22 protein-coding genes are annotated in these 23,431 nt (G+C 62.5%); 11 read left to right on the forward strand and 11 right to left on the reverse strand.

Annotated elements, in window-relative coordinates:
* Positions 1-5 precede the first annotated feature (5 nt).
* Positions 6-1,181 (reverse strand): zinc-dependent alcohol dehydrogenase, encoded by a 1,176-nt coding sequence (locus tag ACTGJ9_RS09570; RefSeq protein WP_456676850.1) that lies wholly within the window; start codon positions 1,179-1,181, stop codon positions 6-8.
* Positions 1,182-1,362: 181 nt separating this feature from the next.
* Between ACTGJ9_RS09570 and ACTGJ9_RS09575 the strand changes: the two genes are divergently transcribed.
* The 5 genes from ACTGJ9_RS09575 to ACTGJ9_RS09595 all read left to right on the forward strand — a co-directional run bounded on the left by ACTGJ9_RS09575 (position 1,363) and on the right by ACTGJ9_RS09595 (position 5,010).
* The gene (locus ACTGJ9_RS09575; protein WP_456676851.1) at positions 1,363-2,145 is read left to right on the forward strand and encodes an SDR family NAD(P)-dependent oxidoreductase; all 783 of its coding nucleotides are present in this window, start codon (positions 1,363-1,365) and stop codon (positions 2,143-2,145) included.
* Positions 2,146-2,575: 430 nt separating this feature from the next.
* Positions 2,576-2,782, forward strand: coding sequence for a hypothetical protein (locus ACTGJ9_RS09580; RefSeq protein ID WP_456676852.1), 207 nt, complete (start codon positions 2,576-2,578; stop codon positions 2,780-2,782).
* 2 nt (positions 2,783-2,784) lie between these two features.
* On the forward strand, positions 2,785-3,000 hold the full coding sequence (locus tag ACTGJ9_RS09585; protein WP_456678486.1) for a hypothetical protein: 216 nt from the start codon (positions 2,785-2,787) through the stop codon (positions 2,998-3,000).
* A gap of 105 nt (positions 3,001-3,105) precedes the next feature.
* A complete protein-coding gene (locus ACTGJ9_RS09590; RefSeq protein WP_456676853.1) occupies positions 3,106-4,023 on the forward strand; it encodes an NAD(P)/FAD-dependent oxidoreductase in 918 nt (305 codons plus the stop codon).
* A gap of 33 nt (positions 4,024-4,056) precedes the next feature.
* Positions 4,057-5,010, forward strand: a complete 954-nt coding sequence (locus ACTGJ9_RS09595; protein WP_456676854.1) for a cation diffusion facilitator family transporter — start codon at positions 4,057-4,059, stop codon at positions 5,008-5,010.
* Between the two features lie 9 nt (positions 5,011-5,019).
* Here the strand turns inward: ACTGJ9_RS09595 and ACTGJ9_RS09600 are convergent, their stop codons facing one another.
* The 4 genes from ACTGJ9_RS09600 to ACTGJ9_RS09615 form a co-directional block, all read right to left on the reverse strand.
* On the reverse strand, positions 5,020-5,229 hold the full coding sequence (locus ACTGJ9_RS09600) for a hypothetical protein (RefSeq protein WP_456676855.1): 210 nt from the start codon (positions 5,227-5,229) through the stop codon (positions 5,020-5,022).
* Positions 5,230-5,359: 130 nt separating this feature from the next.
* Positions 5,360-5,749, reverse strand: a complete 390-nt coding sequence (locus ACTGJ9_RS09605) for a response regulator (protein WP_456676856.1) — start codon at positions 5,747-5,749, stop codon at positions 5,360-5,362.
* Positions 5,750-8,887, reverse strand: a complete 3,138-nt coding sequence (locus ACTGJ9_RS09610; protein ID WP_456676857.1) for a CheR family methyltransferase — start codon at positions 8,885-8,887, stop codon at positions 5,750-5,752. It abuts the gene before it with no gap.
* A 64-nt stretch (positions 8,888-8,951) separates the two neighbouring features.
* Positions 8,952-9,122, reverse strand: a complete 171-nt coding sequence (locus tag ACTGJ9_RS09615) for a type II toxin-antitoxin system ParD family antitoxin (RefSeq protein WP_456676858.1) — start codon at positions 9,120-9,122, stop codon at positions 8,952-8,954.
* Between the two features lie 256 nt (positions 9,123-9,378).
* Here ACTGJ9_RS09615 and ACTGJ9_RS09620 point away from each other — a divergent pair, with 256 nt between their 5' ends.
* Positions 9,379-9,777 (forward strand): DUF6894 family protein, encoded by a 399-nt coding sequence (locus ACTGJ9_RS09620; protein ID WP_456676859.1) that lies wholly within the window; start codon positions 9,379-9,381, stop codon positions 9,775-9,777.
* A 13-nt stretch (positions 9,778-9,790) separates the two neighbouring features.
* Here the strand turns inward: ACTGJ9_RS09620 and ACTGJ9_RS09625 are convergent, their stop codons facing one another.
* The gene (locus ACTGJ9_RS09625; RefSeq protein WP_456676860.1) at positions 9,791-10,762 is read right to left on the reverse strand and encodes a Crp/Fnr family transcriptional regulator; all 972 of its coding nucleotides are present in this window, start codon (positions 10,760-10,762) and stop codon (positions 9,791-9,793) included.
* 862 nt (positions 10,763-11,624) lie between these two features.
* On the opposite strand from ACTGJ9_RS09625, the gene ACTGJ9_RS09630 reads away from it, so the two are divergent.
* The 4 genes from ACTGJ9_RS09630 (at position 11,625) to ACTGJ9_RS09645 (ending at position 16,231) form a co-directional block, all read left to right on the forward strand.
* Positions 11,625-13,319, forward strand: a complete 1,695-nt coding sequence (locus ACTGJ9_RS09630) for an SDR family oxidoreductase (protein WP_456676861.1) — start codon at positions 11,625-11,627, stop codon at positions 13,317-13,319.
* Positions 13,320-13,638: 319 nt separating this feature from the next.
* Positions 13,639-14,160 carry a hypothetical protein gene (locus ACTGJ9_RS09635; RefSeq protein WP_456676862.1) on the forward strand — a complete coding sequence of 174 codons (522 nt, stop codon included), beginning with the start codon at positions 13,639-13,641 and terminating at the stop codon, positions 14,158-14,160.
* Complete coding sequence (locus ACTGJ9_RS09640) at positions 14,136-15,533, forward strand: VTT domain-containing protein (RefSeq protein ID WP_456676863.1); 1,398 nt, start codon at positions 14,136-14,138, stop codon at positions 15,531-15,533. The genes ACTGJ9_RS09635 and ACTGJ9_RS09640 overlap by 25 nt, the downstream gene beginning before the upstream one ends.
* Entirely contained in the window at positions 15,470-16,231 is a 762-nt protein-coding gene (locus ACTGJ9_RS09645) for an endonuclease/exonuclease/phosphatase family protein (protein WP_456676864.1), read from the forward strand. The genes ACTGJ9_RS09640 and ACTGJ9_RS09645 overlap by 64 nt, the downstream gene beginning before the upstream one ends.
* Here ACTGJ9_RS09645 and ACTGJ9_RS09650 read toward each other — a convergent pair.
* A complete protein-coding gene (locus tag ACTGJ9_RS09650) occupies positions 16,220-17,275 on the reverse strand; it encodes a DUF305 domain-containing protein (RefSeq protein WP_456676865.1) in 1,056 nt (351 codons plus the stop codon). The genes ACTGJ9_RS09645 and ACTGJ9_RS09650 overlap by 12 nt on opposite strands.
* Positions 17,276-17,490: 215 nt before the next feature.
* Positions 17,491-18,777, reverse strand: a complete 1,287-nt coding sequence (locus tag ACTGJ9_RS09655) for a heme-binding protein (RefSeq protein ID WP_456676866.1) — start codon at positions 18,775-18,777, stop codon at positions 17,491-17,493.
* 406 nt (positions 18,778-19,183) lie between these two features.
* Here ACTGJ9_RS09655 and ACTGJ9_RS09660 point away from each other — a divergent pair, with 406 nt between their 5' ends.
* Positions 19,184-19,429, forward strand: a complete 246-nt coding sequence (locus ACTGJ9_RS09660; protein WP_456676867.1) for a hypothetical protein — start codon at positions 19,184-19,186, stop codon at positions 19,427-19,429.
* A 93-nt stretch (positions 19,430-19,522) separates the two neighbouring features.
* On the opposite strand, the gene ACTGJ9_RS09665 is transcribed toward ACTGJ9_RS09660, so the two are convergent.
* From ACTGJ9_RS09665 to ACTGJ9_RS09675, 3 genes are read right to left on the reverse strand one after another with little or no spacing between them, the layout of a single operon-like run.
* Positions 19,523-20,350, reverse strand: coding sequence for a carbohydrate ABC transporter permease (locus tag ACTGJ9_RS09665; RefSeq protein ID WP_456676868.1), 828 nt, complete (start codon positions 20,348-20,350; stop codon positions 19,523-19,525).
* The gene (locus tag ACTGJ9_RS09670) at positions 20,347-21,243 is read right to left on the reverse strand and encodes a carbohydrate ABC transporter permease (RefSeq protein WP_456676869.1); all 897 of its coding nucleotides are present in this window, start codon (positions 21,241-21,243) and stop codon (positions 20,347-20,349) included. The genes ACTGJ9_RS09665 and ACTGJ9_RS09670 overlap by 4 nt, the downstream gene beginning before the upstream one ends.
* A complete protein-coding gene (locus tag ACTGJ9_RS09675) occupies positions 21,240-23,378 on the reverse strand; it encodes an extracellular solute-binding protein (RefSeq protein ID WP_456676870.1) in 2,139 nt (712 codons plus the stop codon). Before ACTGJ9_RS09675 ends, ACTGJ9_RS09670 begins: the two co-directional genes overlap by 4 nt.
* Between the last annotated feature and the right edge of the window lie 53 nt (positions 23,379-23,431).

Genomic DNA, 23,431 nt, shown 5'->3' on the forward strand with positions numbered 1-23,431 from the left:
CTCCCTTAGGGCTTCATTACGACCTTGACGCAGGAATCCCGCTTGTCGCGAAACACCTGGTACATCTCTGGACCTCGCTCCAAAGGGACCGTATGCGTGATCACGAAAGACGGATCGATCTCGCCTTGTTCGATCCGGCGGAGCAGGTCATCCGTCCAGCGGTTGACGTGGGTCTGTCCCGTCCGCATCGTCAGTCCCTTGTTCATGAAGGCCCCCATCGGAATCTTGTCGGAGAAGCCGCTGTAGACTCCGGCAACAGAGATGATGCCGCCGGGACGGCAGACATAGATCATCTCACGCAGCACATGCGGTCGGTCGCTTTCGAGCATCACCATTTGCTTGGCGCGGTCGAGCAGCGTATCCGGTTGCGAGGCCATGACGTGCGATTCCATGCCGGCTGCATCGATGCATTTTTCCGGCCCCCTGCCGTCGGTCAGCTCTTTGATCCGCTCGAGAACGCTTTCGGTCTCGAAGTTGATGGTCGTGGCGCCGCCGGCCTCCGCCATGCTGAGCCGTTCCGGGATGCAGTCGATGGCGATGACCTGATTGGCACCAAGCAGGATGGCGCTCCGGATCGCCATCTGCCCGACCGGCCCGCAGCCCCAGATCGCAACGGTGTCGGTGGGCTCGATGTCGCAATGAACCGCGGCCTGCCAGCCGGTCGGGAAGATGTCGCTTAGAAACAGCACCTGCTCGTCCGGAATGCCGTCGGGAACCTTGATGTGCGTGGCATCCGCAAACGGCACGCGCAAATATTCGGCCTGGCCGCCCGGATAGCCGCCGGTCAGATGCGTGTAACCGAACAGTCCGGCGGTGGTGTGTCCGAACACCTTGTCGCCCAGCTGCCGCTTGCGGTTGGTGGTCTCGCAGACCGAGAAATTGCCGCGCTTGCACTGGTCGCATTCGCCGCAAATGATGGTGAAGGGCACGACGATGCGATCGCCCTTCTTGAGCTTGCCATCCATGCCCGAGCCGACCTCGACGACTTCTCCCATGGTCTCGTGCCCCATGATGTCGCCGGGCAGCATCCCCGGGATGAAGTTGTGGAACAGGTGCAGGTCCGAGCCGCAGATGGCGCAACTCGTGACCTTGATGATGGCATCACGCGGATCCTGAATCTCCGGATCGGTGACGGTGTCGCAACGGATGTCCTCCTTGCCGTGCCAGACCAGCGCTTTCATGCATGTCTCCAACCTGAGCTCGAGGCATCCAAGTCGCGCAACAAACGATGGTTGCTATGGTGCACGAAAATCATGACGGACGGCGACATATCGAGATTAGGAACGAGCCAAATATCGAGATTAGGAACGAGCCAATGGCGAAGCGATTGAGCGGGATCAACGAACTTCGAAGGACCTGCTCATGCCAGCCAACCAGTTTGCCGTCGTCACCGGAGCTTCCACCGGCATCGGTCTGGAACTCGCCAAATGCTGCGCCAAGGCCGGCTTCGATCTTGTGATTGCGGCCGACGAACCGGCGATCCAAAAAGCGGCCGACGAGCTCCGCGGTCTCGGCGCGAACGTCGAACCCGTCGAAGCTGATCTTTCAACGACCGAGGGTGTCGACAAGCTGTGTGGCGTTGTCGGCAACCGGCCGATCGATGCGCTGCTGGCCAACGCCGGGGTAGGTCTCGGCAAGGCGTTCCTCGATCAGGATTTCGGGCGCATCCGGCACGTGATCGACACGAACGTCACGGGCACGCTTTACCTGATCCACCGGGTAGGCAACGAGATGCTTCGGCGCAACAGCGGACGCATCCTGATTACCGGCTCGATCGCGGGATTCACGCCCGGCAGTTTCCAGGCGGTCTACAACGGGACGAAAGCGTTCCTGGACTCGTTTTCGTTCGCGCTCCGGGAGGAACTCCGCGATTCCGGTGTCACCGTCACGTGCCTGATGCCGGGCGCGACCGAGACCGAGTTTTTCCGCCGGGCCGACATGATGGATACCAAGGTGGGAACCGATGAAAAGGACGACGCGGCCGATGTCGCGAAGGCCGGTTTCGAGGCGATGATGAGCGGGGAATCCGACATCGTGACCGGCTTCAAGAACAAGGTACAAACGAGCGTGGCCAACCTCACCCCCAACGAACTGCTTGCCAGGCAGCATCGCAAGATGGCCGAGCCCGGCACCGCGAAGTCCTAGGGCGAGCAAGGTGCTTCGCGGCTTGCAAAAAAGCCGCGGCACAAGCGGCCGATTCACGTTTCATAATGCCGATGCCGTCCCGGTGGTCTAAATTGCGGGCTTGAAACGGGAGCAACAATGGCGATGGACCACGTGGAACGCTTTTTTGTCGGCACCGCGATTGCCGGCTTTGTGATCATGGTCGCCGCGCTGGCCTGGATGGCGGTGGCCTGACACGCAATCACCACGGCGCGCGTTTTGGCGAGCGCGATGACCTGCCAAGGCAGGCGGTGATGCAAAGGAAAAAATCGCGAAATCTGGTGCGAGATTAACCTATCCAAATGCGGGAACACGGCTTGCCCTCGAAGCTGATGGTGCGCCGGTTGGGCCGCACTCCGCCGGCACGCCGGGACCGGTTTCCTTTCTCGCAAATTGATCCGTGGAAGCGCACATGACCGCCACACGCAAGCGAACCAAACAGACCCAATCGCTCCAGGAACGGCTGCTGACATCGGCGGAGAAGGCGCGCGAGCGCGCGCAGCGCATGGCGCCGGGCAAGGCACGAGACATGTTGCTGCGACGTGCGATGCAGGACGAGGTGACCTGCAGCCTGACGGATTGGTTGAGTGCGCCCGGATACAGGAGATCGGCCGAGTGACCATGCACAGCATAAGGCATTACCGCGCCTTCCAGATCGACCTGGACGGTCGCGTGTTTGGCTGCATCAATCTCGTCTGTGGTGACGACGAGGAGGCCAAGCGCGAGGCTGCTTCGCTCGTGCTCACCCATCGCATCGAGCTATGGCGCCTCGACAGGCGGATTGCACAATTCGAGCTGCCTGCCAAAGGTGCTGACGCCGCCGCCTCTATCCGTTAGTTCGAAACTGGATCGCGCTCTTCTCCGTGTGCGCGGAACTGCGTCTTGCGACCTGGGTTGGTCGAAGGCTCGCGCATTGCGAGTTCGAAACCGAAGGCAGGCGCCATGGCTCGCCACAATGAACCAAGCGGGGCAACGCCGCTTGATTGTCTGATCATCGGGGGTGGTCCGGCCGGGTTGATGGCTGCGATCTATCTCGCACGGTTTCGGCGCCGCGTATGCGTGGTGGATGCCGGTGCAAGCCGCGCTGGCTTGATTCCGCGAAGCCATAATGTTCCCGGCTTCGCGCACGGCTTGTCCGGTACCGAGCTGCTTGCGCGGATGTCGGCGCAAATCGCTGACCTTCAGGTGCGGCGCGTCACCTCAGAGGTCACTCACCTGGCGCCAAGCCGGAACGGCTTTCGCGCCGCTTGGACCGAAGGCGAGACCGACGCCAAGGCCGTCGTGCTGGCCTGCGGGATCGTGGACAATCATCCGCCTTTCGAACAGTGGCGGGCGGCGATCGCCGACGGTCTTTTGCGCTACTGTCCCGTTTGCGATGCCTATGAGGCGATCGATCGCCGGATCGGCGTCATCGGCCCGCCGGCTCACGCCGCAGGCAAGGCTCTGTTCTTGCGCGGTTACTCTCGGGACGTGACCATGCTCGCGACCGAGCCTCCTGATGCCGAGGCAAGTTCGCGGCTGACCGCAGCCGGCGTTGAGGTCGTGGATGCCGTCGGTGTGCAATTGAAGCGACGGGCTTGCGGGCTCCAAGCCTGCTTCAAGGAAGGCGAGAGCGCGGAATTCGACGTCGTCTACCCCGCGATGGGAGCCGAGGTGCGCTCGCGACTCGCGGTGTCTCTGGGCGCGAAACATACAACAGACGGATATCTCCAGGTCGATGATCATCAGCGTACCTGCGTGGAGGGCCTCTATGGCATCGGGGATGTCGTGACCGATCTTCATCAGATATCCGTTGCGTTCGGTCACGCGGCGGTGGCTGCCTGCGCGATCCACAGCAGCCTGCCGCGACGTCTGGTCTAGCCATCTACCCACCATCCGGACGAAGAGAGTGCGATGAGCGGGGAAGAACAATCATCAAGAACCGCCGTTTATGCCGCTCTGGTTGGAAACATCCTGGTCGCCGTGACGAAGATCGCCGCCGCGCTTTGGACGGGGAGTTCGGCGATGACCAGCGAGGCCGTCCACTCGGTCGTCGACAGCACCAACGAGGCGCTGCTGCTTTACGGATATCGCCGCGCCAACCGGCCGCCGGACGAGTCCCACCCGCTCGGACATGGCCGCGAACTCTATTTCTGGAGTTTCATCGTCGCATTGTTGATCTTCGCGCTCGGCTCCGGCGTGTCGTTCTATCAGGGCGTTCTGCACGTTCTCAGCCCGGAACCCATTGAGGATCCCATCGTCAGCTACGTGGTGCTCGGACTGTCTTTTCTTTTTGAAGGCACGTCCTGGCTGATTGCTCTTCGCCGCTTTCGCGCAGACGGTGAGCGCTTCGGATATTACAAGGCATTCATCCGGAGCAAGGACCCTCCGGCGTTCATGGTTCTTCTCGAGGACAGTGCAGCGCTGATCGGAATCCTCATCGCTGCCGTTGCGACGGCGGCTGCAGTATCGCTGAAGCAGCCGCTGTGGGACGGCGTCGGGTCTATTCTGATCGGCATCCTTCTCGGAGTTACGTCTGTCTTGTTGGCGCGGGAAAGTAAAAGCCTGCTTATTGGAGAACCGGCGGATCCGGAACTCGCGCGGTCAATTCTCGAGCTGGCTCGGCGATCGCCGGGTGTGCTGCGGGCGAACGGCTTGCTGACGGTGCAGATGTCGCCGACGGAAATCTTCGCGGCCCTCAGCGTCGAGTTCTCCGATGATAGACGCGCCGATGACATCGAGCAGGCGATCGTCGGTATTGAAACACAGATCCGTGAGCATCATCCATCGGTCGTGACGCTCTTCATCAAGCCGCAGACCAAAGCGCGATATCTCAGCAATCGCGCGCAAAGATTGGGAGAGGCCTGAGGTGGAGTTCTAGCCCGAGGCGCGCTTCTGGGGATCATCGCGGCGTTGGGCCGCCTCGGTGTTCCGATCAAGTTGCGCACGCTCGCTTCTGCGCAACCGGCCGGTCTTCACGACGCCGTAGAGGATCGCCCCGCCCAGAATGAAGGCGCCGATAAACATCAGCCAAATCGTCGTAACCGAGGTTTCTCCAAGAAGCATTCCGACGCCGCTATTGCCCATGTCCGGTACTCGCTCTGCTTTCGCAGAACAAAACGTCGAGCGGCGCGCCGAGGTTCCTAAGCCGCATGCACGCGAGGACAGTAGGACGGTTGAGGAGCCCGCGCAGCCTTAAGGAAGGCAGGCAGTGCTCTCAGGCCGAACGATTGTTGAACAATCGACCAAAGGCCGAAAGGAGAGTGGTCTGATCGAACGGCTTTTCACATCGCGGATGATCGCGAAAGCGACCGTCGAGCGCATCCCGGCCATATCCGGTCGCAAACAGGAAGGGAATCGAACGCTTAGCGAGAGCGTCGGCGACAGGGTACGATTTACTGCCATGAAGATTGACGTCAAGAATGGCGGCATCGAAACCGTCCGGGTCGTTCTCGACCACGGCAAGTGCCTCCTCGAGGGAGCCGACCGGTCCGATAACGTCGACCTCCGCTTCCTCGAGATAATCGCTTAGAACCTGAGCGAGCAGGTAATCGTCCTCCACGAGGAGTATCCGGCGGCCTCGAAGGGTTGCAGCTTCACCCGTCACTCAACGCTCCTCTCTCACGGCGTTATCCGTCGCTGGAAGCGGCAGCTCGATATGACAGAGGACCCCATCCTCGCCGAACGACAGCTTGGTTTTGGCACGCAAGGTATATGCGAGCGCCCGCTCGATGAGGTCCCGTCCGAAACCCTTGCGTGATGGCCTGGACAGCTTGGGAACTCCGCTTTCTTTCCAGTTCAGCAGCAGATTCGGAGAGCTCTGGCCGTTGGCTTGAACGTCCCAGGAGACCTCGAGTTTTCCCTTGCTCTCCTTGAGCGCCCCGTACTTGACCGCATTGGTCGCAAGCTCGTGCAGGGCAAGTCCGAAGGTCTGGACGAGCTCGAATCCCAGGGCGACCGGCGGGCCGGACACCGACACTTTGTCGTCGGCAGCGCCGACTGCCTGCAATTCCAGTCGAATGATGTCGCCAAGGTCGATGTGATCGTCCATCGCTCCGCTGACAAGGCTCTGAACACGGCCGAGTGCTGCAAGGCGGGTCGAGAACGCCTCCAGGGAGCCGCCTTTCCCGAGAGTCTGTTGCGCCAGCGATTGTACGACGGACAACAAATTGCGAGTTCGATGTTGAAGCTCGGCGATGAGAACGCGTTGCCGGGCTTCCGAACGCGTCAGGCTGGTTACATCGATGAACGTGACGACCACGCCTTCGATTTTCTGGTCGCCGTCCCGGTAGGGCGCCAGCCGCACAAGGTAGTGAGGGTTATGTCCTTCGCCATTGACCCTTCTCTCGATCGGATCGGCGCCTGCGAACACCTCCGCGATGTCATCTGCGAAGCCTGTGAGGTTCAGCCTGCTCGAAAGGTCGGTGATCGGCCGTCCCTTGTCCGTCGGAAGTATGTTGAACACTTTCGTCACCGCCGGGGTAAAACTGCGGATAACGAGCTTTCTGTCGAGAAAGATCGTGGCGACATCGGTGCTTTCGAACAGGTTTTGCAGGTCATTGTTGGCCCGATCCAGCGCATCCACCTTGCCGTTGAGCTCGGCATTGACCGTATGAAGCTCTTCATTGACCGACTGCAGCTCTTCCTTCGACGCCTCGAGTTCCTCGTTGGTCGACTGCATCTCCTCATTGACCGAGACGAGTTCTTCATTGGAGGACTTCAATTCCTCCAGCGCAGTTTCGTACTCCTCGATCATGGATTGCAGGCGGTCCCTGGTCTCGCGCAGCTCGCGCTCGGTGTGCGCAGCCGCGCCGTCATGACTGATCTGCGCCCGGTTCAGCGCCTCCTCCCGGGTGAGCACCGGTCCCTGATCGGAGAACAGCACCAGGAAGAGCGGCTCGCCGGTGGTGCGATCGCCCAGCGGCTCGATTGTCAGATTGACGATCTGGACCCCGCCTTCCTCACTGTCCAGTGAGACGCCATTGCGCGTGGCCATTTGCCCGGTCTCGACAGCCTCCCGGAACAGGGTTCGCAGATCGAGCCGAAGGCTCTTGCGAGCCATCGTCAGCAATTGCCGGGTCGGCGCTCCCGCCGGCGCCTCGAGATATTTGCCGGTCCGTGTCGAGTAGTAGACGACGTCGCCGTCGTGATTCACAACGACATGCGGAGGAGCGAAATGCTCGACGACCTGCTCCTCCACGGCCTGGCGCAAGGCGAGGCCGGCGAGCGGCTGCCGTCGCGCAACGAGGTCCGTACCCAGTCCCGGCCGCAGACCGTGCAGGGCGATCGGAAGTCGCGTCGGCGAGGCGGAATCGGCGCGCCGGCGAAAAATCCGATGTCGCTTCTCGATAGGCGCAAACAAATCCGCAAATTGACTGACATTCTCGGCTGAACCGAGAAAGAGATAGCCTTCCGGGCGCAGTGCATAGTGGAATGTCGGGATGACCTGGTTCTGCATGTCCGCGCCGAAATAGATCAGCAGGTTGCGGCAGGACACCAGATCGATACGCGAAAATGGCGGATCGCGAATGACGCTGTGCGGCGAAAAGATGCAGAGCTCGCGCACGTCCTTGGACACGACATAGCTGCCGCCATCCGACACGAAGAAGCGCTTGCGCCGTTCGGCTGACACGGTGTCCAGCAGAGGACCCGGATAGCGCGCTGCCCGCGCCACCGAGAGCGCCCGGTCATCGATGTCGGTTGCAAAGATCTGCACCCGCGGCACGGCGGTCAACCGATCCATATGCTCGCGCGCCAGGATTGCGATCGAGAACACTTCCTCTCCGGTGGCGCACCCCGGGATCCAGATCCGAACCGTATCGTCGGCTCCGCGCCCTTCAAAAAGCTTGGGAATGACCGACGCTGCGAGCGCCTCGAAGGCATCCTCGTCGCGGAAGAAATTCGTGACGTTGATGAGCAAATCGCGGAACAGGGCACCCACTTCGGGCGGCTCCTGCCGCAACAGCTCCACATACGCTTCGATCGTCGTGAGTTGGGTCACCTGCATGCGGCGCTGAACGCGGCGGATGAAGGTTTTCGTCTTGTAGCCGCTGAAGTCGTGGCCGATCTGATTCCGCAGGATGCCGTAGATCTCCGGCAGAGCCTGGCTGATCGTCGAATCCTCGGTGCTATCGGCGCCGTCGCTGACCATCTGCTCAAACAGGTGGTTGCCGCGAACAAACTCGACCAGCTTCGCCCCCATATCCTCTGCCGGAACAGCGAAATCGATCAGGCCGGTTGAGATTGCGGCATCCGGCATATCCGGGTGTTGGGGGCCGAAGCCGTCGCCGATCTGCGCGAACGTGATCCCGCCGCGCTCCTTGATGGCCTTGACGCCAAGCGTGCCGTCGGAATCGCCTCCGGACAGAATGACGCCGCCGGAGAGTTCGCCGATATCGACGGCCAGCGCGCTCATGAAGATGTCGATCGGCTTGCGCTCGCGGCGACTGCTGTTTTTCCGCAGCGTCAGTCGTCGGTTCTCGATGCCAAGGATGGAGTCGGCCGGCATTACATAGATGTGGTCGACCTCGACATCCATGGCGTCGGCGGCGACGTGCACCGGCAGATCGGTATATCGGCCCACGATCTCGTGCAGGAGGCTTTCTCGGTCCGGACTGAGATGGGTCACGATGACCAGCGCGAGCCCCGGTTGTGGCGGCAGGCCGCGAAAGAATCCTTCAAGCGCCTCAATGCCGCCGGCCGATGCGCCAAGGCAGATGATGGGAAAGTCTGCTGTGTCGGTCACGATCGTGGACTCCGCGACCGCACGGCAACGCCGTCGGCCTTGGCTCCGGAAAGTGGTCGCTCGGTCAGGCCGGGCCACGATGAAGGCTGCGACCGCGAAGCGTTCTCTCCAGCAGGCGCAAGGCCGCCCTGACGACCTCGCTCGACGTCCGGAAACGGCCTGAGGCGACTTGTGCAGAGATGAAGTCACAGAGTTCGCCCGTCAGGGACACGTTGAGGGTGTGCTTGCTAGGCATTGGGAGCTCCGCCGGGTGGCAACCTATGCTACCCTCGCAGCAAACCGGCCCATGTCAAGAACGGGGTCGAGCCGGACGGGTTCCAGGGTTTTCGCAGGTTGCAGCGGGTGTCGTCTGGATATGTGCAAACGGATATGAGAGTTGCAGGCCGGCCCGGAGCACGCTTGTGATCCAAGGCAAAGAGTAGAAATGCCGAGGCACGAGCGGCCGATGACGGCGTTATCGCCAATTGATGCCCTCAGGAAAGGACGTCGCGATGCCGCGTTTCTTTTTCGACTTCAGCTCGGACGGGACGGTCGTGGCTGACGACGTCGGGACGGAATTCCCCTCGCTGGAGGAAGCCTATCTGGATGCGTGTCAGTCCGCCCTCGAGATGTCCTTTGAAAAGCTTCGCATTCGCAGCGATCCCAACCTCGACTCGGTCGAAATCCTGGATGCCCGGCGCCAACTCTTGATGCAAGTGCCCTTCTCGGATGTGCTTCGTCCGAAGCCGTCGCGGCCGCCTGCGAGGCAGGATCAGTACACCGGGACCGTCAGCTCCTACCAGCAGCAATTGACGCGCGGCAAACGCCTCAAGGCCGAAATCGGCGAAGAGCTGAGCAAGATGCGGACGACATTTGGCGCCATCCGCGCGAGTCTCGACCGCCTGAAATAGGGCGAGCCGTATCCTAGCTGCGGCCAATATCGCTCGACCCCAGCGCCTCGACCGGGTCGAGATAGGCCGAATCGAATTCGGCGGCCTCATAGAGCCCTTCTCTGTCGAAAATGGTGAGCCGGCCTCGGTTCAGGTCGACCAGCTTCCTGCTGCGGAGCTGCTGCAAGACCCTGTTCACGTGAACGGTCGATAGCCCCAGGATGTCGCCCAGTTCGCGTTGCGTCAGGGGGAATTCGAATTCGTCAGGGCCGCTCCTGCCGGCGAGCGAACGACACGCGATTTCACACAGCAGGTGTGCCAAGCGCGCCTCAGCCGGCTTGCGGCCGAGCCAGATCAGCCACTCCCGCTGGATAGCCGCCTTCCACGCCGTTTCGCGCCATAGCGCCCGCATGATCGTCGGCCGCTGTTCCAGGAGCGGATACAATTCGGCACCCGGAATCGACAGAACCAGCCCGGGCGAGAATGTGCTGATCGAATTCCGACAGCGACCCAGCACGAAGTCCCCGGGATTGAGAGGATCGCCGGGGAGAAAGATCGCGACAATCTGCTGGCTACCGTCTTCCAGCGTTCGCACAGCGCGAGCCGCGCCGCTGCACAGCAGGAGCAAGGGAGCGGATTCGGCGCCTTCTTCGACGATCGTTTCACCCTTGGCGCAATTTCGCGCCTGCGCAATCGCAAGCAAGGCCTGCTGATCGGCGACGGACAAGGTCATCCGACGTGCCAAAGCCGTCAGCAAGGGAGATAGATTGACCGCGGTCGGTTGTGAAGGAAGCTGGGGCGCCATCTGAGCACCTCGTTCGGCGGAGGGCGCCGGGGCGCGCTCCATCCAGGTCCGCAAATCGGCATAAAACTCCAGGAGTGTCGCCTCGTTCAGCAGCAGTATTCTGAGATGCCCCTCCTTGGATCCGGCCATCCTGCGCCGTTCGGCTGCGAGCTGTCGAAGCTCTCCGATAGTTCGGCCCTGTATGGTGAGGCGATGCAACATGCCCGGGAGCCCTTTTGGCTAAGAACGAAGCATCGCCTTGCCGGTTCCAGGTGAGTTCCAACTTCCTTTCCCAGGCTCCAAACATGGGTGTTGGGAGAGTTCAGGAACGTTCAATTCCGCCGCCGATTGTCGCCTCAAATCCGAGGAGATGACCTATGCGGCAGACAATTTCACGCACGATCCTGATCGCGTTTCTCGCAAGCGCCTCGATCACAGCCGCTTCGGCCCAGGGTGGCGGCGGTTCAGGCGGCTCGGCAGGAGGGAGTGCCGGCGCGACCGGAGGGACTCGTGCGGGCACCGGTGCGGGTCAGTCGTCTGGGACGGGCAATGCATCAAGTCCCGCAGCTTCGACCTCAGCAAATCAGGCAAACCCGGCTGACCCTTCCAACTCGTCATCGGCTACGACGAGCCCGGGCACGAACGCGGCTGGAACGGCTCAGTCGACCGGCACCGGTCCGCGCGGGTCGACCACGGTCGGCATGCCCGGAAATCCTGCGGGAGGCGCCAACAGCGGCCGCATTGACGGCACAGTGACTCCTGGTCCCTCGATGCAGGGTGACGCGGCAATTCGGTCCGAGAGTTCGCAGGACTCCGACGTCGGCCGAAAGGTCAAGAGCATCTGCAAGGGATGCTAGATCGCCGAGCCGGCTGCGAATGAAAGTCATCCAGCGTGTTGGGGGTGACCGACGTCGCGGTTCGAAGAACCATGGACGCGACTGCCGGTTGAGCCCGATAGCCCGATCGATGCGGAGCAGCATATGCGCGAGAACATCCAGCATGACAGCCTGACCCAGGTTTCGAACGATGTCTGGATTTTTGATGCCGCACCGATCAAGCCGCGGGTCTTCCGATGCCGCTGCGCATGACGGTCATAAGACTCTCGACCGGCGATCTGTTGCTGCATTCTCCCGTGAAATATTCACCGGCCCTGCGCGCGCATCTGGAGCGCTTGGGACCCATCAAATACCTGCTCGCGCCCAATGTCGCGCACTGGATGTTCTTGCGCGGCTGGCAGATCGCTGTGCCGGACGTGGTCACGTTCGCCGTGCCGGGCCTGGCGAGCCGCAGTCAGGTTCGCCGTTCCGGCGTTCGCATCGACCGCGAGCTCGGCGACGGAACTCCCGTCGAATGGGCTAACGACATCGAGACTGTCCTGGTGAGCGCTCCGTTCTTCTGCGAGGTCGAGCTGTTCGACAAGCGCAGTCGAACGCTGATCCTGACTGATATCGTGCAGAACATTGATCCCCGGAGTTTTCCAGGTGCGGCGAGGCCTGTAGCCGGTCTGCTTGGCGTCACCAAGCCGGACGGGATGGCACCGATCTATCTGCGCCTTCTGCTCCGCCTCGGCGGCCGCTCTGTGCAAGCGGCGGCGCGGAGGCTGGTCGGCTTTGCACCAGACAAGGTCATTTTCGCCCATGGCGATTGGTTCGGCAGCCGGGGGACGGAGCGTCTGCGCCACTCCTTGCGTTGCCTGCGTCCCCGGAGCAATTCGGGACGCGCGGCCGGGCCAAGGGAAATGGCGGGAATACGCGTCGTCATCACCGGCGCCTCCAGCGGGATCGGGCGGGCAGCGGCGCTGGCCTTTGCCGAGAAGGGCGCAAGTGTGGCGCTCGCCGCCCGTCGTGGAGATGTGCTCGAGCGCCTCGCATCGGAATGCGAATCCGTTGGCGGTCGTGCGCTCGCGGTGCCGACTGACGTGACCGATGCGGAAGCCGTGAAGCGCCTCGCCGAGAGGGCGGAGGAGACCTTCGGCGGGATCGACGTCTGGATCAACAACGCCGGCACTGGCGTCTTCGGCGCCTATCAAGACGCCGACATCGCGTTGCATCGCAAAACCGTGGAGGTCAATCTGTTCGGCACCATGAACGGATCCTACGCCGTATTGCCGATTTTCCTCCGTCAGAAGCGCGGAATCTTGATCAACAACATCTCTCTCGGCGGTTGGGCGCCAACGCCGTTTGCCGCGGCCTACACGGCCAGCAAGTTCGGCCTGCGCGGCTTCACCTCGAGCTTGCGGCAGGAACTCGCGGCTCAACGGGACATCCACGTTTGTGGCGTCTTTCCTGCGATGGTGGATACGCCTGGCTTCGTCCACGGCGCGAACATGTCCGGGCGCAGACTCGATCCGGGGCCACTGCTGTACCAATCCGAGGATGTCGCGGAAGCCTTCCTGAGCCTGGTTCGTCGCCCCCGAAGCGAGATCGCGGTGGGCTGGCCGGCTCGGGCGGGCCAAATCGCGTTTGCGCTCGCTCCGCGCCCGACCGAGCATCTTCTGGGCTCCGCGTTTCGCTGGCTGTTGTCGCGGGCGCATCCGGCTGGAAGGACTGAGGGGACGATGGTGGAGGCGGCGCCTCAAGGGACGTCCGCCAATGGCGGCTGGCTCGCGCGCAAAGGACTTCCGCCAGCGGCCCAGATCAGCAAGCTGCTCGTGTTGCTCGGTGTCGCAACTCTGGTGCTGGCATCCGCTTCACATATGGCGGCCTCGCCGAACAGACATCAAGTCCGGAGATCACCGGCCAAGCTCAAGCGTCGAAAGAGCGATTTATCAGCTTGTTGAGCGGATAACGGAGCAGAACTCGCTCACACGACCGATATCGCGCAGCAAGGAACGAACTCCGGAGCGGGGGCGTTTGACGGTTCCTGAATGCAAGACCCCGAGGTATCGACTGCTCCGAAGTTCTTCCCTCCTGATTCCCGACCAGACCGTATGGAAGCGGTGCAAGGCCTCCAGGGTCGCCATCCTGAGCGACGGCTCCGAATATTTCGGCGCTCTCAGGGCAGCTCTGCGACTTGCCGAACGGCAGGTTCACATCATCGGTTGGGACATCCACAGCGAAGTCCGGCTCGTGGGGCCGTCCGGTCACGCCGACGATGGCTTGCCGGTCACGCTCGGTCCTTTTCTCGGGGCGTTGTTGGAGATGAAGCCTGCACTCCAGATCAACATCCTGATTTGGGATTTTTCGGCGCTGTACGCCGCGGAGCGCGAACGGGATTCCGCTGGAAAGTTCATGGCAGCCGGTCACGGTCGGATCAATTTTCGACTGGATTCAAGCCTGCAACTGGGTTCAGCGCAGCATCAAAAGATCGTCGTCATCGACGACGCTGTCGCCTTTTCTGGCGGTCTCGATCTGACGATTCGACGCTGGGACAGCGGTGAGCATCTCGCCGATCATCCGCTGCGCCGCGATCCTGACGGAAAGCCCTATCCGCCGTTCCATGACGTCCAGTGCATGGTGGACGGCGCCTCCGCCGTTGCGCTGGGCGAGATCGCAAACGCGCGCTGGAGAGCGGCCGGTCACCCCGCGGAAAAGTGTGGACCGGCCGAAGCCGACCCCTGGCCCGCATCGGTCCCGGCGGGGCTAGAAACATATCCGTGGGCATCGCCAGGACCGAATTGAGAACCGCGGCCGGCAGAGCCGTCGACGAGGTGGCCAACCTGTTCCTGTGCTCCATCAATGCGGCGGCGCGTTTGATTTACATCGAGAACCAGTTCATCAGTGCGGCCGGCATCGCCGAGGCGCTGGCGCAGCGAATGGCCGACGTACCATCGCTGCAAGTCTTGATCGTCACGCCCAAAGCACATTCGTCGTGGCTGGAATCGCAGGCCATGCAAGGTGGACGAGGCGGCTTTATCCGGCCATTTGCTTCCGCTGGCGTGACCGACAGGCTCCGTATCCTGTATCCCCGAGTAGAGAGCGGCGGAAACCCTGCCGCCGTGATGGTGCATAGCAAGGTCATGATCGTCGATGACGGTTTTCTCCGGATTGGCTCGGCTAATCTCAACAACCGGTCGATGGGAGCCGACAGCGAATGCGATCTGGCGTTTGAAGCCGGCTGCGAGAGTCACCGCAACTTCATCCGCGGCATCAGGCGTCGCCTGATCGGCCACTTCTGCGGGCTCGACGAAGACGTGATTGCCGAAAACGAAGGCGATTTACTTCGCTTCCTCGATCATCATGCAACGACCGGCGCGAGCAGGATGTTGGTGCCGATTGATCTGGACAGCACACAGATGCGGACGATGACCGACTTCATCCAACCGATTACCGATCCGAAGCGGCCGCTCAACCTTCACCGCGCAGCACGGCGCATGTGGACTCCGCGGACAATGCTGGCTGTGATCGGCACATTGGCTTCGCTCATTGGGATTGCGCTTGCGTGGCAATTCACCCGGTTGAGTGATTATACCGACGTCGGGTATGTCGCGTCCCGGCTGTCGGAATACGCGCAATCACCGATGTCGCCATTGTTCGCAATGGCTGCCTTCGTGGTGGGCGGGCTCGTGGCCTTTCCGGTCATCGCGCTGATTGCCGCGACGGCCGCGGTGCTGGGCCCCTGGACCGGCGGGTTAAGTGCTGCGGGAGGCGTGCTCCTGAGTTCGACGTTGCTGTTCGTCATTGGTCGCTTTCTTGGCCACAAGCGGCTTCAATCACTCCTGGGCGCCCGCGCCTTGCGCGTTCAACGCCACATCATTGGTCAGGGCGTGGTCGCGGTGGCGATGATCCGGATGGTGCCCATCGCGCCATTCTCGCTGGTCAACCTGCTTGCCGGCGCGAGCGCGTTGCGGTTGAGGGATTTCCTGATCGGCACCATTCTCGGCATGGCGCCGGGCATTATAACGATGGCCGCTCTGGGATCGCAGATAGCGGAGCTCGCGAGGAATGCTTCGTGGTCGAACGCGTTGTGGTTCGGCCTCACGATCCTGTCGTGGATCGCCGTCTGTCTCGCGGTCCAGTTCGTGGTGACGTGGTGGAGCGGACGGCAATCGTGAGCGAAACCATCCGCATGATGACCTGGAATGTGCATGGGACATTCAATCTCAACCCGCGTTTCGACATTGATGGCGTCTGCGCGATCATCGAAAAATGGGCGCCGGACGTCGTTGCCTTGCAAGAGGTGGATTCTCGCGGACGCAGCGACGACGTTTTCGGCAGACTCGCCGACGCCATCGGCGAATATCGTGTGGAAGCGCGATCGATCATCGCCGAAGATGGTCACTATGGACAGGTCTTGCTGAGCCGCTGGCCGTTCACGACTGAGCCGAAGATCACGGACGTCTCCTATCAGGAGCGCGAACCCCGTCGAGCGATCGCTGCCCGCATCCAATGTCCGATCGGCGAGGTAACCGTGATCGCGACCCATCTCGGCCTCAGCATGCACGAGCGTTATGCGCAGGCGCGAGCCCTTGTCGATCTGGTCGACAAGCACAGGAGCATCGTGCTTGGCGACTTCAACGACTGGTTCTGGGTGAAGTCCGTTCGGCACGTGTTGGCCAGGCATTGTCCTGTGCGAACGCAGTTGCGGACCTTTCCATCGCGGTTACCCGTGCTCTGGCTCGACCGAATCTACATGACCTCGGACGGAAAGATTCTCAAGTCGTGGACCGACCCGGAAGCACGCGTCCTTTCCGATCATTTGCCTGTGATGGCCGATGTCGGCTTCGGAAATGGTCCAAGATCACCGTTGTGAGCCAGCAGGGTGCGCGGCGTCTCGGAGATTATCCGCAAGCATGTTGCGCGTGGCCGCTCGGACGGCCTTGACGCCCTCGACATCGTTCATCAGGGCGATCTCGCCCTGTTGCTCATGACGGATGGCATGCGCCATGAGGCGCAGTCGCGGATCGCCGGCCGAATGCCATTCGGCGTCCGCCATATGAACCGCGCCGGCATGATGCAGGCTCATCAGGCGAACGAACATGATGTCGAACTCGGCATCGGTCGCATCGCGCACTCGGGCCATTTGCGTCGCCGTCAGATAGCCCGGCATTGTCGCGCGTTCTTCACGCGAGCAAATCGGCATTGGCTCGGTGAACCAGCCGGCCCACCAACGCGCGAAAATCCGGTTCTCTCCCGACTGCGACGCGACCATCAGGGCAGCCAGGGCGCGCAGATGCGGCGCCTGTGCCCTCGCGACAGCGAGCTGCGCGAGTTCGATGCCCTGTTGGTGATGCGTCGTCATGTGGCGAATGTAACGCTGGTCCTCGTCGACGTTGCGGCTCATGAGAGGCAAGGGAAGCGCGAGCGCGTCGGCAAGGCCTGCGCTCGCCGATATGGCCAACACGCAGCCGGCGCCCACAGTCCAGCGCCGCGCGAAACGTATGGCGCTCGTCGACGGCGCTTGACCGGCCGGCCAGCGCAGCCAGGCGAACAAGGGATACATCAGGGCGGACGAGAGATGCACCAGAAAGCCGATCCAGTAGGGCTGCTGCAAGGTGAAGATCGGCTGCCAGAACGGAAACAGCGGGACGAGCACGAACCATTCCATCGCCGAGGTCAAGACCGCCCAGGGCACCGCGAGGCCGGCGATGGCTGCGGGGTGCAGCTTCTCGGTCCAACGGCCCAGCAGGCCAAAAAACACCAGCGCCCAGGAAAAGTCCGCCCATTGGTGAAACGCGATGCCGATGACGATCGCGCTTGCGGTGGGGTCGGGGGACAGCATCACCGCGCGGGCCGGTATGGTTGCGACCGTCATCCAATCGACAAGCGGGTCGCGGCCAAGCTGGGCCGCGGTCACTTGACTGAGCAGGGTGGAGAAGGTGCTGCTGACGAGGCCGAGCTGAGCTGCCGCCAGCCAGCGCGATTTGCCGGACCTCATGCGCCAAACGGCGCCATCACCGCCTCCTCCGTCAAACAGATTGGCTAAGCCCCGCCGCCTCGCGAGGTTCCTAGCGTGACGGAACGCGCTGAGGCCTGTCCGCATCTGCGCGGCCCTCATCTCATCGCGGCAACTCACGTCAGTGGCAACAGATGCTCCGGGATCGGCACCGGCGCGGCCGGCACCAGCGAAGCGACGGAGACGTGCGGCCAGGTCAGGCCGTTGAAATCCAGCATCACCTTTTGCGAATACTGGATCTGCGTCGTTGCCACCCGGACCCGGCCGCCCGCAAAAGCCTTGTTGGGCACGAACGGAAGCGTGGCGACGAAGCTTGGCACCAGCGGCACCGTGCCCTTCTGCAGCGGCTGGAGAATGATCGGCGGCGCGCCCGACGCGATGCGCGGCACGTCGATGTCGTAGATGACCGTCTCGATCCAGAACACGGCATCCATCTGGAAAGCGTTGGCATTGGCACCATTGCCGCCCGGCGGCGGCACCGGCACGCCCTGCAGGAATGCGATGTTCGCGGTGCCGCCGGCGAAGTTCGGCGCCTGCGGATGCGGTCCGGCCGAAGCGACGGCCGGCAACGGACCGCCTGATAGCGGTGTGCCGGGCCTGGTCGAGGTCTCGATGATAATGGTCTGGCTGATGGTCTGATGCGCGATCTGATTGCGCAGCACCGTGTTCGGATCGGCGATCATGGCCTGGGTGAGCTTGCCGGAGGCGATCAGCACGGTGAGGTCCTGCGGCAGCCTGCGTGTGGTCTTGTTGGCCGCGGTCTGGTTCTGGAACGTGAACTTGTTGGCCGGATTGCCGCCGACGAACGGCGTGATATCGATTGCCGCAATGGCCGGCTTGCCGGCGATGGCCGGCAGCGCGCTGCCTTGCGCGGTGATCGTCGTGCCGTGCGGGATCGAGGCCATGCGCGCGACGGTGAACGGTTCGTGCGGATTGGTGCTGGACGGCACCGCGAGCCAGATGCCCGGCTCGAAATGAATGCCGACGGGGGTCCCGGTGGTCACGTCGTTGATAGCCTGCAGATAGGGCACGCCGTTCAGGAAGGCATCCGCCTGCGGTCCCGAGCCGCGATTGGGAATCGAGCCGAGACCGTTCGAGAACGACATCGTCTCGTCGGTGAGATTCAGCTCCAGCACATTATCGGGCGGGTCGGTGGTGTTGATCGGCCCCGGCATCCGGGTCGGCGTCGTCGCGCTGTCGGGCCGGAAGATCGTGTTGAAGCCCTGTCCCGTGAACGTGCCGGTGAAGGCCGACAGCGGCCCGAGCGTCGGCGGCAGGGTGACCGGCGCGGCAGCGGGGATCGCAACAGCGTGTGCGGCAGCCCTGAACACGCTGTCGACCTGGTGGATAGAGAAGTTTGCGGTTGTGAGGAAGGCGCTGGTAAGCGGCTTGCGTTCGTCCATAGGGCGTTCCTTTCGATGCGCAACCGTCGATGCAGGAGGCGGCCGTCGCATCGCCTGATACGGCGAGACGTCGGAATTTTCGAACCGATCGCGATCTCTAAGGTGGCGCGTCGTCCGTCGCAGGGATCGTCCGTCTATCCTGCGCGAAAAGACGACGGCAATAGGCGAGCAGCGAGGGCTGAGTGAAGCATTGCCTACTCCAACTCTGTGTTCGAGAATGAACAACCGAAAATAGGATGAGGGGTCGCACGCCCATTCGTCGTGGTTACATCTCGATCATGATACAACCTGAGAGGCCTTTCGAGTGTGTTCCATTTCACAAGCGAAAGAGTTGCAGTTACGATCGGCGTGACCGGCAGGATCTGTGCCGGCGCGTTGCGGATAGATCAAACGGAAGGGAAAGTGAATGATGCGGACGATAAGTCTTGCCGTGGCGGTATCGGCGCTGATGGCATCGGGCGCAGACGCTGCGATGATCGACTGGCAGGCCGAGCTGCAACGCTGCCGCGCCCTGCGCGAGAGCGTGGCGCCGCTGCTTCAGGCCGGCGAGGGGATCTCCGCGGTGGGGCGCTCCAATCGATCCGTCCGTCGCTGCATCTGGATTCAGCGCATCGCCGTGCGCAAGAAAATCCCCGGGGCGGAGGTGTGGTAAGGCCGGCGTGAGGGCCGCGTCGCAGCTCCACACTCCGTCATTGCGAGCGCAGCAAGGCAATCCAGAATCGAGGCGCCGGTTGGACTCGTGATGTCAGCCCTTGACGGCGCCGGCCGTGAGCCCGGAGACGAGATAGCGGCGCACCGCGAGCGAGAAGATCAGCACCGGCGCCATCACCAGCGAGCCGCCGGCCGCGATCTTGCCCCATTCCCAGCCCTCGTAATTCATGAAGTTGACGACGGCGACCGGCGCGGTGCGCGCATTGGTGCGGGTCAGGATCAACGCGAAGAAGAAGTCGTTCCAGGCATAGAGGAAGCACAGGATCGCGGTCGCGGCGATCCCGGGCGTCACCATCGGCAGCACGATCTTGGTGAACACGGTGCGCGTTCGCGCGCCGTCGACGAGGGCCGCCTCTTCCAGCGAAACCGGAATGGTGTCGAAGAACGGCTGCATCATCCAGATCACCAAGGGCAGGTTGAAGCTGGTGTAGACCAGCACCAGGCCGGTGATGGTGTCGAGCAGCCCGATCCAGCGATAGAACAGGAAGAAGGGAATGGTGAACGCGATCGGCGGCGCCATGCGCGTCACCAGGATCGCAAAGGAGAGCGCATGCTTGCCACGCCCAGCCCAGCGCGACAGCGCGTAAGCGGCGGGCACGCCGAACAGCAGCGCCAGTGCCGTCGAGAGCGAGGCGCTCAACAGGCTGTTGACGAAGGAGGCCGAGAACGCGCTGTGCCAGAGCGAGACGTAATTCTCCAGCGTCGGCGTGAAGATCAAGGGTGGCGGGAATTGCAGGATCTGCTCGTTCGACTTGAAGCTCATCTGCAACAGCCAGAGGAACGGCGAGAGCAGGATCAGCAGCATCACCGTGATCGCGATCAGCCGGCCCGGCGTGGCCTTGCGGAGGGAAGACCCGCTCATGCCAGTGCTTCCTTGCGCCGGCCCATCCAGACCAATCCCAGGCTGATGCCGCAGACCAGCAGCAGCATCACCACGGTGACCGCGCTCGAATAGCCGATCTCGTTGGTGTCGAAGGCGAGGAGATAGGCATAGTAGTTCGTGACCTCGGTGAGCGTGCCGGGGCCGCCGCCAGTCAAGAGGAAGATCAGCGGGAACGCCTTCACGCTGTCGATCAGGCGGAACATGCCTGAAATGACGAGGATCGGCGTGATGAAGGGGAGGGTGACGTACCGGAAGATCTGCAGCTTGCTGGCGCCGTCGACGAGGGCCGCTTCTGAATATTCGTCCGGAATCGTCTGCAGCGCCGCCAGCACCATCAGGAAGGTGAAGGGCAGCCACTCCCAGGTGTCGGCAATGACGATCGATGTCAGCGCGAAATCGACACTGGAGGTCAGCGCCGGCAGGGTGAAGTGCAGCGCCTGCGCGGCGTAGTAGAGCGGGCTGATGTCGGGCGCGTAGATCAACTTCCAGATCACCGCGACCACGATCGGCGGCAGCACCATCGGAATCAGGAAGAAGGTGCGCGCGAATTCGACGAAGCGCGACGGCACGTTGAGCAGCAGCGCGAGCAGCATGCCGAGCAGCACCTGGAATAGCACGCTCGCGACCGACAGCTTGGCCTGCACCGCCAGCGAGTTGAGGAAGCGGGGATCGCCGGGCAACAGGCCATAGTTGCGGAACGGCTCGCTAAAATCGGTGGCCGAGCCCGGCGTCGTCAACTGGAACGGCGTCAGGCTGGTCACGACGAGATAGATCGCCGGCAGCACGGCGACCGCGAACAGCACGATCAGGCTCGGCGTGAGCGCGAAGGCGATGAACCTGCGGCGCTCTCCGTCAATTCCGCTCTCGCTCAAAGTTTTGTCCCGGCGCGGCGGAGTGCGGCGATGGCCTGGTCCTGGGCCGCATTCATGGCGTCCTTAGCCGGCAACTGCCCGGTGGCGACCTGCTCGAACGCCTTGTTGAGGACGTCGCCGACGATCGGGAACTCCTTCGAGGTGCGATAGGCCATGTAGTTCTCGCCCTTGCCCGGCAGCTCCAGCACCTCGAGATAGAGCGCGCCGAGGTCCTGGCCGTTCACCGTGTTGAGCTTGCGATAGTCCTCACTGGTGATGATCGAGCGGCGGCAGACCGAGGAGTGACCGTGCTCCCTGACGAGCTTCATCGAGATCTCAGGGCTGAGCGACCATTTGATGAATTCCCATGCGGCCTTCTGGTTCTTGGCGTTCTTGGGAATGCCGAGCCCCTGGCTGTTCGACGCCGGATAGTCGTGGACGGGGCCGGCCGGCGAGCGCACCACGCGCGAGGTGTCCTTCACCTTGCTCTCCTCGGAGAGCAGGATCGGCGTCACCCAGGCGCTGGAGTGGATGAAGATGTTGGAGCGGCCGGTTAGCATCGACTGCCGCGCCTGGTCCTCGGTGTAGGTCAGAACGCCCTTCGGTGCGCTCTTCAGCAAATTCGCATAGAATTCGACGCCCTGGATCGCCTCGGACGTATTCAGCGCCGGCATGATATCGCCGGGCGGATTCTTGAAGATATTGCCGCCGAAGCCCTGGATGTAGGGCGGCAGATTCCAGTTGTGGAGGAACCACGACACCATGCCGTTGACGCCGTCGGTGCCGTTGATTTCGGCGCAGACCTGCTGAAGCTCGGCAAAGGTCTTTGGGATTTTCAGCCCCTTCTTCTCCATCAGGTCCATGCGCGACAGACCCATCAGCATCGCGCCGCCTTCCCAGGAATAGCCGTAGGTCGCGCCCTTGGCGTCGCGATAGGGCACCTGCGCGCCGTCGACGAAGTCCTTCGGATTCCACTCGGCCGGCGTCAGATTGGTATCGCCGGTGAACTCGTCGAGGTTGGCGAGCAGTCCTGCCGCGATCCAGCGGGTCGCGAGCGTGAAGGTGACGTTGACGAAGTCATAGGCCGAGCCGCCCGAGGACAGTTCGAGATTGGCCTGCTGGTTGTAGACCGGCAGGGCCGAGAGCTGGAGGTCGACCTTCATGCCGGTCTTTTCCTCGAACTCGGGGATATATTTCTGCAGCAGCGTGAAGAAGCGGTGCTGGAACGAGGCGCCGTGCAGCGTCACGCCGGCAAACGGCTTGCTCTGCGCGATCAGCGGCGCGGGGAATGCCGCGAGCGCCGCGCCTGCGGCGCTTGCTTTCAGCAGTTTGCGGCGGGTGATCGAGCTCGCGCGCGATGTAGTTTTCATCGTTACCTCCCTCACATTGTTTGCAGGCTTCAACGCGTCCGTCTGGTGCGGACGTTCTCGTCGCCGGCGTCTTTCTTCTTTTGACGCGACATGGCCGAGACGATGTTCTGTTCGGTGAGATCCATCAGCTTGTGCATCGCCTGGCGTGCGCCATCGGCACTGCGCGCCCAGATCTCGTCGAGCACGGCGCGGTGATAGGGCAGACTTTTCCGCGGCGCGCCCGGATTGGTGCTCGACAGATTGAACGACATCCGCAGCGCGGCGGCGACCGTCGCGCCGAAGGCGATCAGGGAAATCGTTGCCGGTGGCGATGAGAATGCCGCGGTGGAATTGCAGATCGGGCTCGGCATAGGCGACTCGGTCCATGCCGGCTGCATCCATGCCGCGATAGGCGCGTTCGATCCTGGCAAAATCCTCGTCCGTGCCGCGCACCGCGCAGATCGCGCAGGCCTCCGGCTCGACGATGCGGCGAACCTCCATGATCTGCTTGGCGAACTCCTGCGTCGGCAGCGCCAGCAGCGTCCAGTTCAGCAGTTCCTCGTCGAGCATGTTCCAGTCGAACCGTGCGCGCACATGGGTGCCGGCCTTCTGCTTCGAGGCGATCAGCCCCTTGGCCTTGAGCAGCGACAGCGCCTCGCGGATCGAGGCGCGGCTGACATCGAAGCGGGACGCCAGCTCGATCTCGCGCGGCAGCGTCGTGCCCTCGCGCCAGACGCCGGTCAGGATCAGCCGCGCCACGTCGCGCGCGATCGACTGAGGGCTGTCCTTGCTGGTCAGTTTTGCCACGTTGATCCGGTCTCGTGGAATAAAATGTCTGATTTATTGCGAGTTTCGACGAA

The organism is Bradyrhizobium sp. RDM12 (assembly GCF_051917485.1).
Taxonomy (GTDB): domain Bacteria; phylum Pseudomonadota; class Alphaproteobacteria; order Rhizobiales; family Xanthobacteraceae; genus Bradyrhizobium.

Coding starts and splice junctions, on each gene's coding strand:
- ACTGJ9_RS09665 (WP_456676868.1), bottom strand. CDS start 20,350: ATGAGCGGGTCTTCCCTCCGCAAGGCCACGCCGGGCCGGCTGATCGCG.
- ACTGJ9_RS09655 (WP_456676866.1), bottom strand. CDS start 18,777: ATGGACGAACGCAAGCCGCTTACCAGCGCCTTCCTCACAACCGCAAAC.
- ACTGJ9_RS09620 (WP_456676859.1), top strand. CDS start 9,379: ATGCCGCGTTTCTTTTTCGACTTCAGCTCGGACGGGACGGTCGTGGCT.
- ACTGJ9_RS09585 (WP_456678486.1), top strand. CDS start 2,785: ATGCACAGCATAAGGCATTACCGCGCCTTCCAGATCGACCTGGACGGT.
- ACTGJ9_RS09615 (WP_456676858.1), bottom strand. CDS start 9,122: ATGCCTAGCAAGCACACCCTCAACGTGTCCCTGACGGGCGAACTCTGT.
- ACTGJ9_RS09575 (WP_456676851.1), top strand. CDS start 1,363: ATGCCAGCCAACCAGTTTGCCGTCGTCACCGGAGCTTCCACCGGCATC.
- ACTGJ9_RS09590 (WP_456676853.1), top strand. CDS start 3,106: ATGGCTCGCCACAATGAACCAAGCGGGGCAACGCCGCTTGATTGTCTG.
- ACTGJ9_RS09660 (WP_456676867.1), top strand. CDS start 19,184: ATGATGCGGACGATAAGTCTTGCCGTGGCGGTATCGGCGCTGATGGCA.
- ACTGJ9_RS09580 (WP_456676852.1), top strand. CDS start 2,576: ATGACCGCCACACGCAAGCGAACCAAACAGACCCAATCGCTCCAGGAA.
- ACTGJ9_RS09600 (WP_456676855.1), bottom strand. CDS start 5,229: ATGGGCAATAGCGGCGTCGGAATGCTTCTTGGAGAAACCTCGGTTACG.
- ACTGJ9_RS09625 (WP_456676860.1), bottom strand. CDS start 10,762: ATGTTGCATCGCCTCACCATACAGGGCCGAACTATCGGAGAGCTTCGA.
- ACTGJ9_RS09570 (WP_456676850.1), bottom strand. CDS start 1,181: ATGAAAGCGCTGGTCTGGCACGGCAAGGAGGACATCCGTTGCGACACC.
- ACTGJ9_RS09595 (WP_456676854.1), top strand. CDS start 4,057: ATGAGCGGGGAAGAACAATCATCAAGAACCGCCGTTTATGCCGCTCTG.
- ACTGJ9_RS09630 (WP_456676861.1), top strand. CDS start 11,625: ATGACGGTCATAAGACTCTCGACCGGCGATCTGTTGCTGCATTCTCCC.